16 protein-coding genes are annotated in these 16,528 nt (G+C 41.2%); 2 read left to right on the top strand and 14 right to left on the bottom strand.

All coding sequences use genetic code 11. The features are described 5' to 3' along the window. Positions 1 to 287: 287 nt before the first annotated feature. Positions 288 to 434 carry a lmo0937 family membrane protein gene (locus ABFX15_RS04425; RefSeq protein ID WP_143009195.1) on the top strand — a complete coding sequence of 49 codons (147 nt, stop codon included), beginning with the start codon at positions 288 to 290 and terminating at the stop codon, positions 432 to 434. 574 nt (positions 435 to 1,008) lie between these two features. Here ABFX15_RS04425 and ABFX15_RS04430 read toward each other — a convergent pair. From ABFX15_RS04430 to ABFX15_RS04485, 13 genes are all read right to left on the bottom strand, one after another. Then, positions 1,009 to 1,860, bottom strand: coding sequence for a M15 family metallopeptidase (locus tag ABFX15_RS04430; protein WP_346024288.1), 852 nt, complete (start codon positions 1,858 to 1,860; stop codon positions 1,009 to 1,011). Between the two features lie 266 nt (positions 1,861 to 2,126). Next, positions 2,127 to 2,363 (bottom strand): beta/alpha barrel domain-containing protein, encoded by a 237-nt coding sequence (locus ABFX15_RS12155; protein WP_428830599.1) that lies wholly within the window; start codon positions 2,361 to 2,363, stop codon positions 2,127 to 2,129. 29 nt (positions 2,364 to 2,392) lie between these two features. After that, entirely contained in the window at positions 2,393 to 3,487 is a 1,095-nt protein-coding gene (locus ABFX15_RS04435) for a hypothetical protein (protein WP_346024289.1), read from the bottom strand. 677 nt (positions 3,488 to 4,164) lie between these two features. Beyond that, positions 4,165 to 4,359, bottom strand: coding sequence for a YwbE family protein (locus ABFX15_RS04440; RefSeq protein WP_346024290.1), 195 nt, complete (start codon positions 4,357 to 4,359; stop codon positions 4,165 to 4,167). 555 nt (positions 4,360 to 4,914) lie between these two features. After that, positions 4,915 to 5,475: an RNA 2',3'-cyclic phosphodiesterase gene (gene thpR / locus ABFX15_RS04445; RefSeq protein ID WP_346024291.1), complete on the bottom strand. Its 561-nt coding sequence runs from the start codon at positions 5,473 to 5,475 to the stop codon at positions 4,915 to 4,917. 154 nt (positions 5,476 to 5,629) lie between these two features. After that, positions 5,630 to 6,985, bottom strand: a complete 1,356-nt coding sequence (locus ABFX15_RS04450) for a YjiH family protein (RefSeq protein WP_346024292.1) — start codon at positions 6,983 to 6,985, stop codon at positions 5,630 to 5,632. 423 nt (positions 6,986 to 7,408) lie between these two features. Continuing rightward, positions 7,409 to 7,609, bottom strand: coding sequence for a cold-shock protein (locus tag ABFX15_RS04455; RefSeq protein WP_091266550.1), 201 nt, complete (start codon positions 7,607 to 7,609; stop codon positions 7,409 to 7,411). A 201-nt stretch (positions 7,610 to 7,810) separates the two neighbouring features. After that, a complete protein-coding gene (locus ABFX15_RS04460) occupies positions 7,811 to 8,662 on the bottom strand; it encodes an aldo/keto reductase (protein ID WP_346024293.1) in 852 nt (283 codons plus the stop codon). Between the two features lie 270 nt (positions 8,663 to 8,932). Next, on the bottom strand, positions 8,933 to 9,943 hold the full coding sequence (locus ABFX15_RS04465) for a tRNA dihydrouridine synthase (RefSeq protein ID WP_346024294.1): 1,011 nt from the start codon (positions 9,941 to 9,943) through the stop codon (positions 8,933 to 8,935). Between the two features lie 337 nt (positions 9,944 to 10,280). After that, positions 10,281 to 10,490 carry a hypothetical protein gene (locus tag ABFX15_RS04470; RefSeq protein WP_346024295.1) on the bottom strand — a complete coding sequence of 70 codons (210 nt, stop codon included), beginning with the start codon at positions 10,488 to 10,490 and terminating at the stop codon, positions 10,281 to 10,283. A 159-nt stretch (positions 10,491 to 10,649) separates the two neighbouring features. After that, positions 10,650 to 11,963: an SH3 domain-containing protein gene (locus ABFX15_RS04475; protein WP_346024296.1), complete on the bottom strand. Its 1,314-nt coding sequence runs from the start codon at positions 11,961 to 11,963 to the stop codon at positions 10,650 to 10,652. A gap of 33 nt (positions 11,964 to 11,996) precedes the next feature. After that, complete coding sequence (locus tag ABFX15_RS04480; RefSeq protein ID WP_346024297.1) at positions 11,997 to 12,968, bottom strand: Gfo/Idh/MocA family protein; 972 nt, start codon at positions 12,966 to 12,968, stop codon at positions 11,997 to 11,999. A gap of 115 nt (positions 12,969 to 13,083) precedes the next feature. Then, positions 13,084 to 13,959: a DUF6671 family protein gene (locus tag ABFX15_RS04485; protein ID WP_346024298.1), complete on the bottom strand. Its 876-nt coding sequence runs from the start codon at positions 13,957 to 13,959 to the stop codon at positions 13,084 to 13,086. Between the two features lie 251 nt (positions 13,960 to 14,210). On the opposite strand from ABFX15_RS04485, the gene ABFX15_RS04490 reads away from it, so the two are divergent. Next, on the top strand, positions 14,211 to 15,701 hold the full coding sequence (locus ABFX15_RS04490) for an IS5 family transposase (protein WP_428830600.1): 1,491 nt from the start codon (positions 14,211 to 14,213) through the stop codon (positions 15,699 to 15,701). 191 nt (positions 15,702 to 15,892) lie between these two features. On the opposite strand, the gene ABFX15_RS04495 is transcribed toward ABFX15_RS04490, so the two are convergent. Next, positions 15,893 to 16,432 carry a flavodoxin family protein gene (locus ABFX15_RS04495; protein ID WP_346024300.1) on the bottom strand — a complete coding sequence of 180 codons (540 nt, stop codon included), beginning with the start codon at positions 16,430 to 16,432 and terminating at the stop codon, positions 15,893 to 15,895. Between the last annotated feature and the right edge of the window lie 96 nt (positions 16,433 to 16,528).

Consider the following 16,528-nt stretch of genomic DNA (forward strand, 5'->3'; position numbering starts at 1 on the left):
TCTCCCACTTTCACTGGTGCTTCGTACCCATACGTTTAGAAGTGGGAGACTTCTTTCGGAATTACGTTAAACAGGCGTATCCAATACTCATAAGATTCTCCTCATACAGGTGTTATACATATAGTCTATCACTGATCGATTTATTTCACTAATGTTGTGAATGAACAGCTGATACCTTCTGATTTCAAGTGATCTTCCTGTATATTTAATAATTCGAGCATATCATTATACATGTGTCGTTCTCCTCTGTTATACTCAATTTATAAAAATAAAGGAGTGAGTTAATAATGTTGTGGACACTTATTGGACTTTTGATTTTATTCTGGATCCTGGGACTTGTATTTGAAATCGCTGGTGGTCTGGTTCATATCCTGCTTGTTATTGCCCTGATTGTATTTATCTTTAATATGATCACTGGTAGAAGAGGTAGGTAGCTTAATTCCCTCTTCATTGCTACTTATTATTAAGAAAAGGCTCCGTACGCACAGTGAGGAGTCTCTTCTTTTTTTATAAAAATGAGTACTGGGGTAAATATTATGCAAAAATATAAACAGAACGAATTGGAGGTAATGATACGGCATGCCCAGTATGTACCATCAGTAAACAGCGTATTTCCTTGGATATACTTAAACACCTGAATAGCATGGTCACTGATTATTTTACTCATAGAGACTATCTGCACAAAGTCACTGATTCGATTATATTAACGACCGAAGATGCCACTAAAGACCTGCTAGATTTTCTTCTGACAATGAATCTGACTGATCGTGACAGATTTAAAGTGTCAGATCAATCTGACACTTTTTTTTGAATATATTCTATTCAAAAATGCTTCAGGACCTGTACGCGGTCTGAAGCATTTTTTATGTTAATCAGTCAATTCCAGACGTATTGTGGTTTCATCAAGAGATCGCTGAATACGCTGACGGTCTGTGTCTGTAAACTCAAATGAAGATTAAAACAAGCCCAGCTATTGTCAGCCTCCCATCTTTTTTCTGCTTACTGCGACTATTTTTCGATATCAATATCTATCCCTATTTCCAGAAGGTATTCCTCATAAGTCAGTCCACTTTCTGCAATGTCCCCTGCCAGTTCTTCTCCTAAGTATCTTAAGTGCCAAGGCTCATACTGATAACCTGTAATCTCTTCCTTCCCTTCCGGGTATCTGATAATATAACCGAACTCATGGGCATGTTCTTCCACCCATAGCCCTTCCGGTGTTTCACCAAATCTTTCAGTCAGCTTAAAATTTACACTTTCGCTCGTTACATCTATTGCCAAACCAGTCTGATGTTCACTTTCACCTGGCCGAGCGCTGTAGCGATTAGCCGCTTCGAGACCATCTCTATCTACATATCGATCAAATAATTGTGTTTGAGTCTGATATGATCGATAACCTGAACGAGCATAAAGTACTATCCCCTCATCATTTGCAGAATAAAACATTTCTCTTAAAGCCTGTGCAGCTCTCTCTCTCATATTAGTTAAATTAGGATCGTCAAAAACTGTCGGTAAGTCCAAAGGGACAAGATCATCTGGGGAATAGTCTTCCGGAAGGGCATACTGCTTATTGACCAGGACTTTTATGCTGTCAGGATCAAGCAGGTCCTCTTCCATATCAATAGTGATGACAGGTTCATCAGACTCAACATCCTCATCTTCTTCAAATTGAGTTCCTTCTTCAGTTTCATTGTTTTCTCCATCATTAATTTCTGCTTCATCATTATCCTTAGTCTCTTCCTGAGGCATTTCTTCAACTATTTCTCCAAGTTCCTCTTCGGAATCGTTATCTGTACATCCATTAAGAAGAAACAAGCTCATCAGAATACTAGTAGATAGTCTGAACTGTTTGTATGTCAATTGTATGCTCCTTTTTATTCTTTTAATATCTATCACAATAGGTATACAATACCATAAATTACCTGTCTTCTCTATTACATTCTACCTTGTTCTATTTTATAATAAACTAAATGGATATACCTAAAATTCAGTTTGTTCCATAAATGGACAAATTAAGACCAGCACATTCATTATGTCCATGTCTGATTAAATTGTTCTATATCGGTTTCCATCCATTCTCATTGTACAGCGGATCCAGCCCGTCAGCGAGACGACTTATCTGCTGCTCATAGTATCTGATCCCCATGGGCAGCATGAATCTGAACACCCGTAAAGCCAGCCTTTCTTGCAATTTCAGCTGCTAGACCAAACCTATCAGTTATAGCAGTATTCTCTTCTATATTTAAAACTCTGGGTGGATTGAAGAAAGAACAATACAGTTTTTTTAAGGCAACTTCACTTGGAGCCATCGATGTACCCGATAGCGAACAAGGCGATTGTCTGCCTGGTTGATTCAGCTGCATCCACAGATGTGTCTGCTGTTTTCAACCCTTCAGCGTTTCAGTCTTTTCCAGCTCGAACGCATATAGAAGTTCAAAGGTGAACGTTCATCTATGAATGCTTTCCATTCATATGACATCGGCCATTCCCGATAAACAGGTTCACGCCTATACAAGAAGCGCAACGACCATTTTTCTGGTATCGGAGACCATCCTTCAGTAGGGCAGCACTTAATCTTTACACTGTTTTCTCTTTTAATCACACGATACCTTCCAATCAGCAAACCCAGAGAAGGATGACAACTGATCTGAAAAATTCCTTCTTTCACTTTATTATGCTCCATCGTCAATATATCAGGAAAAGGGGGAACAAATGACAGTTGAACTGGATAAATAGGAGTAGGGTATCTCAGGGTACGAATAGCTGGACTTGATTCCTGCCAGTTCAGTTCAAGAATACAGTCTTTAGTTCTTACCGTTTCCTCTCTCTCATTTAACGACATAACAGACATATGCTCATCTGAATATGGGTTGAATTTAACAATCAACGGTTTGGCGCTGTAGCGGCTGAAGTACATTCGCATCCCATCCATCGTAACCGGGAGATTATCCAATTTATGTGACTGCTCGCCAATATGAATGTCAACGACCGTATGATTTTTTCGAACAAAATAGAAATCGAACAGATATACGAGGGGAAGATAGGAGGGAGTCTGAGAAGATGCTCCCACTGGTGCAAGCAGATTAAATGGCGAGCGTTTTTTGAAGTTTTTTTCGTGTATCTTCAATTTGATTTTTCTGCCATACTTATCAGTAAAACGATATAAAACCTGAACACCTTTATGGCCGATATCAAAGGATGCAACATCAAAAGCACATTCTATTTTCTCATTCAGCCCTTTGCCGAAAGTGTCATATGTCTTGTTCTCAATTCTAAGAGAAGGCTGATAATAGACATCGATCTTACCGTCCGTCCTCCACCCCAAAATAACATGTCCTCTTCCATAGGTACTATCGTTATAATATTGAGGCTCAAACCCGATATAAAAAGTGTCCGGATCTTTTTCAAAGTTGATTTGAAGCAGCCTTTCCATCGGCTCAAGAGTAAACCTGAATGGATTGATGAGTTTAACTGACTCCTGTTTCATACTCTCACATCCTTTTTATACAGAACGTACAGATGAACTATCGGGTAATGATCAGACTTGTTAATGTTGACTATGGTTGAGGGCAATTCGTCAATAAGTTGAGTCACCTGCAAGTAAGTCATTCTCTTATCTCACGAACCATTACATTTGTTTTTATTCCTACTTCTATTATACATTGGAAAAATAAAAACTGTAATCATAATGCATGTTTTTAGGGATATAATTGCACTTCTAGAATTATCAGTTTAACGTAATTCCGAAAGAAGTCTCCCACTTCTAAGCGTATGGGTGCGAAGCACCAGTGAAAGTGGGAGATGAATTTCGGTCAAGCGATAGCTTGAAGTGGTTAATGTCATTCTCATTTGGTATACTTTATATATAGACGATAACCAAGTCTATATAGGCGACAACCAAGCCTACTGAGTATTCCTTGGCGTTAGCCAAGTAAAAGAAAACCTATGAGGCAGGGACTGCCTTTTGAGCCTACCCATATCCGATTCCTCTGTCTGCATGAAACCTGTGCAGACAAGAATGGAGTTCGTAGGAAGCCCCCACTTCAAAATCCGGAGGATTTAAGTGGTGGGTAGTTCACTGCCCTGTTCCATGTAAACTTAAGTATGTTCATTAAGCTGAATTAAAAAAATCTGCCATAAACTGGCAGATTTTTCGTATCCTATTTATTTTATAACTTCCTTCACACGACCAACCACTTTATCTTCCAGCATCACTTTGATTCCGTGAGGATGTGTAGGCGACTTGGTCAGTAATCTACTGACTACCCCTTCTGTCAATTTTCCTGACCTCTGATCCTGCTTCTGCACGACTTTGACTTTATCTCCTGGTTTTATGTTGCTGCGTTTTGTACCATCCATAGTCTATCTCCTCGCTTTAAAATACTTTCTAAAACACTTGAACACATCACTTGATTTCAATATTCACATCACTTCTTAAAGTATACAGACATTTTACGTCAATTGACATGCTATGAAATAAACTTTTCATATATAAACCAAACCTATAGAGGGTAAACCTTATTATAATAACATTCGTTATGATAGAATAATCATAAGGAGATTAATATTTTATGCCCTTTCAGAAAGGAGTGACCCTTCTTTTTTTGCCTCATCAAAATATTGAAAGACAAGTATACGGCATGTAAAAACAGATTACTTTCGGCTCTTGAGACGTTTCAACTTGATCATGGGTTTCTTCATCTTATTCAAGGCATACTCATGCTTGGATTTGCACTATTCATAGATCGTATAGCCGAGTTCATAGTCCCTGTCATGTCCTATTTTCTCTCATTCGATATCACTCAGATGCAACTGGTTACAGAACCTTCTCAGTTAGGTGAACTTCCATTTAGTATAACTGTTTCTTTCCGCAGCCGATGTCACTGCGATGGGTTCAGATCTCAACGAGGGCTTTTACTCTGTTATGTCTTTACGAACTGGTTTGACGTATATAGGCCTGTATATAAGCTCGCCATTCAGCCGTGTACTTTCCATTAAAGAAATCTTATCGACTTCAATTTCTACAGGTGGGACAGGCTGGCTCTGACTCCATTCCTCAAAATCCTGACTGAAAACGATCTGTCTCCCCAAAGTAATGTGCGGCGTATACTCTCCTTTTTCAGCAGTTTGCTCTTCTTCATTCAATACGTCACTGATTTGTTCGTTGACCTTTTTCAGCTGTCTTATGTCACCATCGACCCCAACCCATATGATGCGCTTGCTTCGTTTATTGAAAGACCCCAGTTTACCAAGACTAAGCTTAAACGGCACGTTATGCTCAGCACATTTATCGATCGCTTTGCTGATTTGACCGATTCTTTCGCTGTCAGCTTCTCCGATAAAGTAAAGAGTTAGATGAAAATTGGAAACGGCTGTAAACCGTCCCTTTTCAGCCGTTACTTTAACTTTTGACTGAATTTCAGCCAGCTTTTCTTTGACCTCTTCTTCCAGCTCGATAGCAATGAATACTCTCATCTTCTGCTCCTCCTCTCGTGTGCCCTAAAACTAAATTTTTTTATTCTCGAATCACTTAAGCTAATACTTCCTATACCTTAACTGAAAAAGTGATTTATCTCTAATAAAAAAAGGGCACTTCACCGAGAAGTGTCCCTTTTTGTCTGTTATGTGTTTAAAACGAGATGACTCCCATCCAGCCCAGAATATTTGTAAGAACAAGCAGGACAGGTATGGATAAAACTGTTCTGAATAAGAAGACTTTGACTACATCCCAGAAGTTCAGGCCAATTTTAGTTTTAACCAGAATCATGCCCGTCTCTGACATGAAGACGAGTTGTGTAAAGGCCAGCACTCCGATGAAAAATCGGGCAGCTTCAGATTCTGCTCCACTGATGAACAGTGCTGGAAGATACATATCAGCAAAACCTGCTAGTGAAGCGGGTGCCATTTGAGCAGCTACTTCACTGCTGTAACCAAGGAAATCATAAACGGGCACAAGCGGTGCACTGATGAAGTCGAAGAATGGTGTATATTCTGCAATGACAAGGGAGATTGTTCCCACTGCCATAATAATAGGCAAGAATCCCACATAGATATCCACAATGTTTTTCAGTGCCTCTAAAAGTGCCCCTTTGATAGAGGTCTGTTCTGCCTGCTCGATCGCTGCCTCATATGAGTGCTCCATGATCGATTTGTCTTCAGGAACTTCTACTGATTTAGGCTCTATGCCTTTGTAGTATTCCGGCTCGAATTTCTTAAGCGGCAGTCGGGCAGTAATGAAAGCAAGGATCAGAGTTACAACGGCGATCGATCCATAAAATATAGGAAAAATTGCACTGAAGCCAAGAAGATCCGCAACAGCCGCCGCAAAAGCGATACCGACTATGGAGAAGCTTGTCGCAATAATGTAGGCCTCTCTTTTGTTATAGTATCCCCTCTGATACTGTTTATCTGTTACGACAATACCTATCGTCCCATCACCAACAAATGAAGCAATTGCATCGATCAGTGAATACCCAGGCACTCTGAACAGTTTTTCAACTACGGGACCTAGAAGTATGCCGACAAACTCTACGATTCCAAAATGAGTGAGTAACGGCAGTGCTAGAATACCAACAAAAAACGTGATATATAATGTCGTCAAGAGGCCATCTTCCCCTGCCATCAGTCCTCCCGTATCTGGATCCAGAATCATATCTGCAAGTGCGTTCCCTTCAAACCAGCTATAAACGACCATTAAGTATAAAAAGGATCCGATCAGTCTCAATGCCACATTGATCGGCGTAGTTTTGAAAATATCATTCAAAAAGCGGCTATCCGATGTATAGAACAGAAACACAACTGTGGCGATCAGAACAATCCATGCCGACAGTGCTGTAAATGTTATGAATAAATCCAGTATATTATCCGTAACCAGATAAATAATATGAGAAATCATAATACGTCTTTCTCCACCGATAGTAAATGGGACTAGGAAAAAGACGAACCCCAGTAAAGATAAAAATATGAACTTAAATTTATTAATCATGTATAAACCCTCCATTATTATCGCTCATCAGAATAGCATGTTTAAAGCAGTAATACAATAAAAGTTTTATCATTTTCCATTCTTGATATAGTTTTGTCGTGAATAAAAATACTCAGTTGCTTCACTTTCACTCTACCGTTATTCATAACCTTTACCAAAAAACTCCTCACACGTTTGACGAGGAATTTAAAGATAATCATATCATGTGACTGTATTATGAACTATCTATTTTTCGTATAACAGCATATTGTATTACAGTCTTTGCCCTTGTTCTGAACACTCTCTGATCATTGATATACATCGATTGAATTGAAAATTATATACTCCTGCCATTCAATATCATATATATATTATCAGAAATAAAAAAAGACAAGGTCAGGACTCATCGTCCTGCCTTGCCTTCATCTATATTGGTTTAGGTTATTAAGCCTTAGTAACGTTTGCTGCTTGAAGTCCGCGGTTGCCTTCTTCAATGTCAAAGTTTACTGCTTGGCCTTCGTCTAAAGATTTGAATCCTTCTTCTTGGATAGCTGAGAAGTGTACGAATACATCGTCTGCTCCGTCACGTTCGATAAATCCAAAACCTTTTTCTGCGTTAAACCATTTTACTGTACCTGTTTCCATAATAAAATTCCTCCTCGTGCCTTTAGCACTTTAAATTTACATGATTGCTTAAGGGCCAATTCGGAATGCATTACACAGTTCGTAAAATGTCTCTTACAATATGTTAAACCTAGTGTAACACATGATCGCAATAAAACCTAATTAATTTTCAAAATGTCTTATTTCTGACTTAATTAACCATTAACAGAAATAATCACCCTATTATCTTTCCTGAAAATCTTCTGGTGTGCTTAATTCATCGAAAGTCAATCCATCAAAATAAGTCATTTCTTCGTCAGTCAGTTCAAAATCAAAGATATCAGCATTAGATTTAATCCGTTCTGCATGTACAGATTTAGTCAATGTAACAAAGCCATGCTGGACACCCCATCTCAATAAAAGCTGGGCAATGGATTTTCCGTACTTGTCAGTCATTTTTTGCACAGTCGTATCTTCACCTAAATATTTCATAGGAGAAAGGGGTGACCACCCTTCGATGACAATATCGTTTTCACGGTTTAACTTAACGGTTTCTTTCTGAAGAACACCTGGGTGCAGACGAATCTGATTGACCATCGGCTTGATGCGGGAATTATCCAAAATATTGTTCAGATGAGGGACAGCAAAATTACTGACACCGATCGCTTTAAGTTTCCCTTCATCATACAAGTCTTCCAGCGCACGCCATGTGTCAATATTATCCTGTTTCCAGTCTCCACCGTTATTTTTTACAACCGGCCAGTGAATAAGAAAGAGGTCCAGGTAGTCCAGATCAAGTTTTTTCAGTGATTCTTCTATTGTCTTACGGGCACTGTCGTAGCCGTGATTCATATTGTTGAGTTTGCTGGTAACAAACAGCTCTTCACGCGGGATACCGCTTTCCTTGATTCCTTTACCGACAAATTCTTCATTCTGGTACATCTGAGCTGTATCAATATGACGATAGCCTACTTTAACTGCGTTCTTTACTCCATCAACAGCCTCCTGAGGATCAGTCACTTGCCATGTCCCATATCCTAGAATGGGGATCTTCACACCATTTGATAAGGTGTATGTATCGCTTAAACTTGTCATACTTTTTCCTCCCGATAATTAATTTGACAGGGCCTCTCTGACCCTGAAACTATTTGAACTGACTCATAAGCGAAACACTTCCAGTTGTCAATTAATATGGGTGCCGAATGGACCATATAAATTTTTTTGGCATGTTCGACCAGACTTATTTCCATCTAATAGACAATAACTTGCTTTATGGGTCATTAACCTTCCCCCAGTCTGACTGTCATTTGATACATCTGATCTTGATTATAAAAAAGACTTTGCTTTTTCAGCAAAGTCTCTCTGTTATGCATGGTTTTCTACGGGCCGGTCACTTTCTTCAGCTTCAAAGCTCTTGAGTCTGTCTTCAAATTCATCTAGCAGTACTCTTACTTCATCTGTCGTGACTGTTTCCATCAGCTGTTGTCTCAGTTCACTGGCTCCTCGCATCCCTCGGACATAAATCTTGAAGAATCGACGGAGCGGTTTGAACGCTCGTCCTGCTTCCACACCGTAAGTGTCGAATAAATCGAGATGCAATCTGAGCAGATCGAGCATTTCCTCACTGCTGTGTTCTCTGGCTTCTTTTTCAAAAGCAAACGGATTCTTAAAGACTCCGCGTCCGATCATAACTCCATCGACACCTGTTTTCTCTACCAGTTTGAGTCCCATCTCGCGATCCATGATATCTCCATTAATCGTCAGCAGAGTATCCGGTGCGATTTCGTCACGCATTTTTTTGATTTCAGGAATCAGTTCCCAATGCGCATCGTATTTACTCATCTCTTTTTTTGTGCGCAGGTGGATCGACAGATTCACGATATCCTGTCTCAGCAGATGAGCGATCCATTCGCGCCATTCATCGAGTCTGCTGTAGCCTAAACGTGTTTTCACACTGACAGGCAGCCCACCTGCTTTCGCCGCTTCGATCAGTTCTGCAGCCACTTCAGGACGCTGAATCAGTCCGCTGCCTTTCCCTTTTCCGGCTACGTTTGGAACAGGACAGCCCATATTGATATCGATCCCGGCAAATCCTGCTTCAGCCATGCCGATACTCATTTCACGGAAATACTTGGGTTCGTCTCCCCAAATATGAGCGACCAGAGGCTGTTCATCTTCAGTGAATGTCAGTCTTCCTCTTACACTGTCACGGCCATCCGGATGACAGTAGCTGACAGAGTTCGTGAACTCAGTAAAGAAGACGTCCGGTCGTCCTGCTTCAGCGATGACATGTCTGAAAACGACATCTGTGACGTCTTCCATTGGCGCTAGAATAAAAAAGGGTTTAGGTAAGTTTTTCCAGAAATTCTCTTTCATATTAAATCCTCTCACTTTAAACATAGTTTATCGATTAATTATTTCTTTGATTACGGTCAGCTTATCACAATCGTTTTATCTAACCCTATCTATTTTAACGATTACAGCTCATTTGTCAAATTATACTTACATTTTGATAGTTCTCAAGTTCAAAGTGTGATGGAAACATGTCTGTTTTCGGGTGTCGTCACATGCTTGAGAAGACATAAACTAGGGGGAATTCACCTCATCTATAAATGTCCAGTATTGAAGCAAAGAAAAAAGAGATTTAATTGGCTTGGTGTCAAAAAGCACTGACTCCATTATAAATGAAATCAGTGCTTGAAATATAATTGATTTAGCGAGAGGTTTTGGGTGGCTGGCAGACCTCACATTTGCGCTGCCCGTTATTCTTAAACTTTGTAAAAGTCTTTTCAAATGTATTGCCACAAGCACATTTGAATGACAGTTTCTGAGAAAACCCGCGGTATTCCGTGGTCAGCAGTGTGCTTTCAGAATTGTTGTTTACGTACTTTCTTATCTCTTCAATAGTCCATCGTTTATTCATTACTTTACACCTCCATAGAGTAACGACCAGATTAGGCATCTAAAGGCATCCCCTAATCAGGTTCCAGTCGTTAGATTCCTGATGCATTATACCATGGAGATTAGATGATTGATAGGTGGTATCTACTTATAGTGTTAATCCCTTTGTATAACTGATAGATTACTGGTAAATGATCAGACCTGGCTGTGGATCGAGATCCAGAACCTCTTCAGGTGTCATTAGCGGATTGTCATAGTGGACGCCTGGCTGATCAGAGAAATGATACCAGAGTTTAAATCCTTTGTATGGAACCTCGCTGGCTTCGGTAACTTTTTCGTGTGTCGCTCGTTTGCCTTCAGGTGCCCCCCATCCCGAAGTATTGTGGACCAGAAGGACCGGATCATAATCCGCTGATATATCTTCGACATCGACGATCATTTTTTCAACAAACTGATGGAAGACAAACTGTCTCGTTCCCTGAATCTCATGCGTTTCAATGTATTCCTGCATTCTTTCCTGCACACCATTCAGTTCAGATCCAGTAATGTGTCCCACTTCCTGCATAGGTCGTTCCGTCCGCCACTCCGGGTCGAGAGCCAGATGGACATTCGGATACCTCAAGAATGACAGGATTTCATTAATTGAATAAGTCGGATGGTTGCGTCCCATCTGATGATCGATATAAACCAGGACGCCTCGCTGATATGCCGCTTCGATGTAGGACATGACCAGATCGTAATTCATCTTATGAACGACGCCTCCAGGCTGAACCGTACCGTAGACAAGATAGATGGCAGGTACCGCTCCTTTGTCTTCATCAGCATCATCATAGGCCTGAGTCGTTTCTTCAAGCAGATCGATCAGATCTTCAAAAGAATGACGCCCGACGATGCCCATAATTTCTGAATTAGGGTGGCCATAATAAGCAACCACTCGATTGTCTTCGAACAAGGTCGGCGAGGTGAAGAATTCATTCATCTCTTTATCATCAAAATTGGTCGACACATGCAGCTCATTCAGATCACTAACCGTAAATTCCGCAGAGACCCAGCCCTCATTCACATCCGAATTATGATGAGCAATCTGATACCAGGTCGCATCGTCGTTTTCCACTTCATCCAGTACACGCACTTCATTTCCTTTGGACAGGCTCCCACGGGATTCGCTGTCTTCACTGCTGTCTGCTCTGACACTCAGACGGTCAGCACTGATGTATACCAAATCTTCCTGGAGACCAAAAATAGATGCTGCCTCCTCTTCCTCTGCTTCTTCTGACTCGTCTTCTTCTGTATCTACAGACTCTTCCGATTCCGCACCTTCCTGTTCATCGTCAGTGTCTGCATCATTCTGTTCGTCAGTTTCCTCAGGTTCGTTCTCCTGAATCTCATTTGCGTCTTCCTGGTTTACATCCTCCTGGTCCTGCTCACATCCCGATAGAGCGATCGTTGATGCCAGTAACAGTGATAATGCTGCTAAGTACGGCTTTTTTGACATGGTCCCATCCTTTCTAACTATTCATTGTCCTGATTAATTTCCCGTCTTTTCCTGCGGATACACGAGCCCCATCTGTCTGCGGCATTCGTCCAGCAGACTCATGACTTCGACTGTACTGTGCGCCGATATCTTTTCGCCTTCTTTTCTGCCTGAACGGATTTCTTCAGCAACGTTTGAGAATTGCTTTCCATAGAGCAGCTCGTCCGTTTCGAATCGCTCTTCTCCATCGTCTGTCTTCAGCACAGCTTCCTTTGCCATATGGAATTTAGGAACAGTAATCGAGCCTTTCGTTCCGGTCACCTCAAAGAAGTGGCCGCCCTCTTCTGACATCGAGACATGCATGGTGGCTTTAAAGTCAGGGTAATGGAAGGTGATCTCTTCCGAATGATCGACCTCGTGCATATCTGCTTCGCAGTCGATTCGATCTGGTTTTCCAAACAGTTCGTAGGCATATCTGACATTGTAAACGCCTAGATCCATCAAGGCTCCACCCAGCATGGATGCAGTCGTCAGTCTGGGATTATCTGTCAGTTTGAGTAAAGGCACGGCGAACGCACTATCTGAGGACACGATGTCTCCTATAGCTCCCGCGTCCACCCATTCTTTGACTTTCAAGGCAGTATCATTGTGCCAGGTCCACATGGCTTCTGAAACATATACTCCTTTTTCAGCTGCATAACCAAGCAGCTCCTTTGTATCCTTTTCATTGAAGGTAAATGGCTTTTCACACAGTACAGGCTTCCCAAGGTCGATCGCCAGTTTAGTGTAATAGGCGTGCTGATCACCATTGACGTTAACATACACGCCTTCGACACCATCGGCCATAATCGCCTCTTCGGCTGTGTCATAAACTCTTCCTCCAAAGTCTTTTACAAAACCCTCGGCTTTCTCCTTTGTTCTGTTCCATGCTGCTACAATTTTATTGTCATCTGTCTGTACAAGTTCGCTGGCCGTAGTTCTGGCAATGCCCCCACAGCCGATGTAAGCCCATCCAAACTTACTCATGTCTGTCGCCTCCGATATATAGGTGTCGCGTACTCTTTACTTCTATTATATTTTGAGGTATCTTCTTTAAACCACCTAGTTTTAAAGAAGATACCTCAACTATCTTTCAAGCTGTTTAAGGATTGCAGTAACTGCATTGACCTGGATCAGCTTGTTCTATTCCTTCTGGATAAAGTTGTTCTTTATTATATCCACACTTTGTGCATTCATATTTCAGCGAGAGGGTAAGTCCTGTAGGCCGTCTGCACCATTCACAAGGGAGCCCTTTTTTGCTGCTGACTGCTTTGTATCCTGGCCATTCACATGCAGGACAAGTGGAAAGAATATTTTTTACCAGGTCTCGTGTAGCTGCTTCGATGTTCTTCATACGCTTGGGATTATACATTGCCCTTACATCTGTTTCAATGAATATCGTCCCATCTGATGACTTAGTCAATGCCTTCTGCACAGCTTCCTTCAGCTGGTCCGTGGAGGTGATGCCTTTTATCATATCGTCCGGGTCTACGGACTGTTCCTTTACTTTAACTACGATTCCAGTATCTGGAAATTCAACTGATTCAGCAAAGCTGCAGGCTTCTTCAAAGCTCGAAATTACTTTATGTTTAAAATAGGTATGTGTCGTAATTGCTGTTCCAATGATTTCCAGGTTCTGAACTTTATCTAACAGCATTACAACTTCACGGTTGCACGGTAGAAAAGGAATCATCGGGTGCGGGCCAAAAGATCCTTCACTCGACACAGCCAAGGTGCATCCAGTTAATTCTATTGCAGCTTCAGCTTTAAGCCTGGCCGCTTCCAGCTGGTTTCCCGTTCGCTCTATTTCTCCAGTAAAGGTTCCGTAACGATCAGAGTCAAAACCTTCCGGCACTTGGATATGAATCCCCAGCTCACTCTCCATAACTGGAGCGATGACTTGCTCTTTTTTATGCATCGTTGCGAGAACAGCTCTTCTGCCTTTGAATAATGCAAACCCTTCTTCTTTATTAACCACCGGTCATTCTCCTTCATTAACTTGTACATAAACAATTTGAACTACTCTATATGAGTTGTTATTTAATTTCTTATATCATACCAGTATGAGGCAGGTTTTGCATCTAATTTCATGTCTATATAGTGTATACTGAACAATTCTAAAACAATGTCATTCCAACATTTACTTCTGTTTTTTGGTATCCTAAGTGCAAGGCTTTTTAATCATTGAGTGATAAAACCGTGCACTTTTACATAGGGAAGGCGATGAATATGTACAAAAAACGTCCACACACGCAACTGACATTTGATGGCTTTAACCAACCATTAGGTCTCACCATGAATCCAGAGAACCGTTGGGTTCAAAAAGCGAGCCTCCTACCTTGGGAAGAGCTAGAAGAAGAATATGCCTCATTATTCAAAAGTGAAAAAGGCAATGTTGCCAAACCTTTCCGCATGGCGTTTGGTTCCCTGTTGATTCAGAAGGAATACGACTATTCTGATGAAGAATTGGTTCTTCAAATTCAAGAAAATCCCTACCTGCAGTACTTCATTGGTCTGCCTGGTTATCAAGATGAAAAGCCATTCGATTCCTCAAGTTTGGTTCATTTCCGCAAGCGATTAACCGCAGAGAAATTGGCTCATATCAACGAACGCCTCCTGGCCTTCCACGAAGAAGACGATGATGATGACGACGGTAATCAAAGTGATACTCTTTCTGATGGTGACTCTGAGAGCCAACAAAAGACTCAAGGAGAAGACGAGACGCCTTCAAACAAAGGCACCTTAATGATTGATGCCACGTGTGCGCCTTCTTATATCAAGTTTCCCCAAGATATCGTCTTATTGAATGATGCCCGCCTTCATGCAGAAAAAATCGTGGACGACCTGTGTGAAACGTATGGATCACCTAAGCCACGTATGTATCGCCGCAAAGCCCGCAAAGATTACTTGAGAATCGCTAAGAAGAAAAAGAAATCGAAAAAAATCATTCGTGCCGCCATCCGGAAGCAATTAGGCTATGTGAAGCGAGATATCCGTTACATAGAACACCTTCAAGAACAGGGTGCTGTATTAACGGAAGAACAGGCCATCCGCTTCTATATCATCCAACGTTTCTTTGAACAACAGGACTACATGTATCAAAACAAAACCCACAGTGTTCCGAATCGGATTGTCAGTTTCAGTCAACCCTATCTTCGTCCTATCGTGCGTGGAAAAGCCAAAACACCCACTGAGTTTGGAGCGAAGGTAGACATCAGCCAAGCGGCTGGGTTCCTTCGTATTGAACGGCTGTCGTTTGAAGCATTTAATGAATCTGTAGATTTAATCCCAGCGGTAAAACGGTATAAAGAGCGTACGGGTCATTATCCGGAGCGTGTTCTGGTAGATCAAATTTACCGAACGCGTGAGAACCGAGCGTTTTGTAAGAAGCATACTATCCGTCTTTCCGGTCCGAAGTTAGGAAGACCAAAAAAAGATCAAACAGTGGATAAACAAGTGGAAAGTCAAGATAATCGTGACCGCATCCAAATCGAACGAGAATTCAGCCTTGCCAAAAGATGCCATGGATTGGGCTTGATTCGCACACGGTTAGCTACGACAACCTTAACATCGATCGCTTTATCGATCGTTTCTTTGAATCTGTCCAAAATTCAAAGGGACTTTCTTTGCGCCATTTTTCGAGAGGTCTTTTTAGCTCCAATAGAACTTTTTTATCAGTCCGAAGCCAGCTCTTTTGAAAAATTATCGTTTGTTCAGTAGACACTATATAGTACTTTTACTAGCCATATTTCCGCTCAGCCTGATACAGACTGACCAGGATTTATTCAGATACACATGATCAGCTCGATGAACTTGAAAAGCTTACTGATTTTTTATAAAAAAACACTCATGAGAAAGGTCTCCTAGCGGCCCTTCTAATGAGTGTTTTGATTCCATTTCAGCTTGTAAAATCAGACATTTATCCTTTTATGAACATCTTTGATCAGGGGACGAATATAGTCCGGGCTGGAATGGTCGTAGGATCCATTCAAAGCTTGTCTTGTCCCCATTGCTGCTTCTGACTTCTCCTTTTTCCCATCCATTATCATTTTATACACTCTCATTATGGCTCTGGATCTTATCTTCATTTTTTCAAAGTTCAATCCGCTCTCAAAATAGTGAAAAGGTACTGAAGATGTTTCTGATGAATGAAAACTGTTGGCAACGATAGCCCTGACAGTCTGTTCGTCGTATGGTGCTCCCCCAGTAGCAAAGTATACAACCGGTCCAGACCATCCTGATTTATTCATTTTAGAATGAAAGGATTTGAGCTTACGCATGCGTCCAGCTCGTATACCTGCTCCAAAGACAATCAGGTCAGCATGCAAAAATTCTTCAGCCTTCACTTCTTCTAGAACCAGACAGTCACTGTCAAGTTCCTTACTGATCCATTTTGCATACTGTTTCGTCATCCCTGTTTCAGATGTGTAGATTATGACGATTTCAGCCATTGGTTCCTTTCCCTCCTTATTTGTATTGAGACACCTAGGAAACTATAGATGCTCTATATAAGTGGATTTAGGGTTTTCTCTTTTGAGTTTTCCCTC

This window comes from Alkalibacterium indicireducens, assembly GCF_039522005.1.
In the GTDB taxonomy this organism is placed as follows: Bacteria; Bacillota; Bacilli; order Lactobacillales; family Carnobacteriaceae_A; genus Alkalibacterium; species Alkalibacterium indicireducens.

Bases quoted from the DNA above. Each gene is read 5' to 3' on its own strand.
- ABFX15_RS04425 (WP_143009195.1), top strand. From the start codon at position 288: ATGTTGTGGACACTTATTGGACTTTTGATTTTATTCTGGATCCTGGGA.
- ABFX15_RS12155 (WP_428830599.1), bottom strand. From the start codon at position 2,363: ATGCAGCTGAATCAACCAGGCAGACAATCGCCTTGTTCGCTATCGGGT.
- ABFX15_RS04435 (WP_346024289.1), bottom strand. From the start codon at position 3,487: ATGAAACAGGAGTCAGTTAAACTCATCAATCCATTCAGGTTTACTCTT.
- ABFX15_RS04440 (WP_346024290.1), bottom strand. From the start codon at position 4,359: ATGGATGGTACAAAACGCAGCAACATAAAACCAGGAGATAAAGTCAAA.
- thpR (WP_346024291.1), bottom strand. From the start codon at position 5,475: ATGAGAGTATTCATTGCTATCGAGCTGGAAGAAGAGGTCAAAGAAAAG.
- ABFX15_RS04450 (WP_346024292.1), bottom strand. From the start codon at position 6,985: ATGATTAATAAATTTAAGTTCATATTTTTATCTTTACTGGGGTTCGTC.
- ABFX15_RS04455 (WP_091266550.1), bottom strand. From the start codon at position 7,609: ATGGAAACAGGTACAGTAAAATGGTTTAACGCAGAAAAAGGTTTTGGA.
- ABFX15_RS04460 (WP_346024293.1), bottom strand. From the start codon at position 8,662: ATGACAAGTTTAAGCGATACATACACCTTATCAAATGGTGTGAAGATC.
- ABFX15_RS04465 (WP_346024294.1), bottom strand. From the start codon at position 9,943: ATGAAAGAGAATTTCTGGAAAAACTTACCTAAACCCTTTTTTATTCTA.
- ABFX15_RS04470 (WP_346024295.1), bottom strand. From the start codon at position 10,490: ATGAATAAACGATGGACTATTGAAGAGATAAGAAAGTACGTAAACAAC.
- ABFX15_RS04475 (WP_346024296.1), bottom strand. From the start codon at position 11,963: ATGTCAAAAAAGCCGTACTTAGCAGCATTATCACTGTTACTGGCATCA.
- ABFX15_RS04480 (WP_346024297.1), bottom strand. From the start codon at position 12,968: ATGAGTAAGTTTGGATGGGCTTACATCGGCTGTGGGGGCATTGCCAGA.
- ABFX15_RS04490 (WP_428830600.1), top strand. From the start codon at position 14,211: ATGTACAAAAAACGTCCACACACGCAACTGACATTTGATGGCTTTAAC.
- ABFX15_RS04495 (WP_346024300.1), bottom strand. From the start codon at position 16,432: ATGGCTGAAATCGTCATAATCTACACATCTGAAACAGGGATGACGAAA.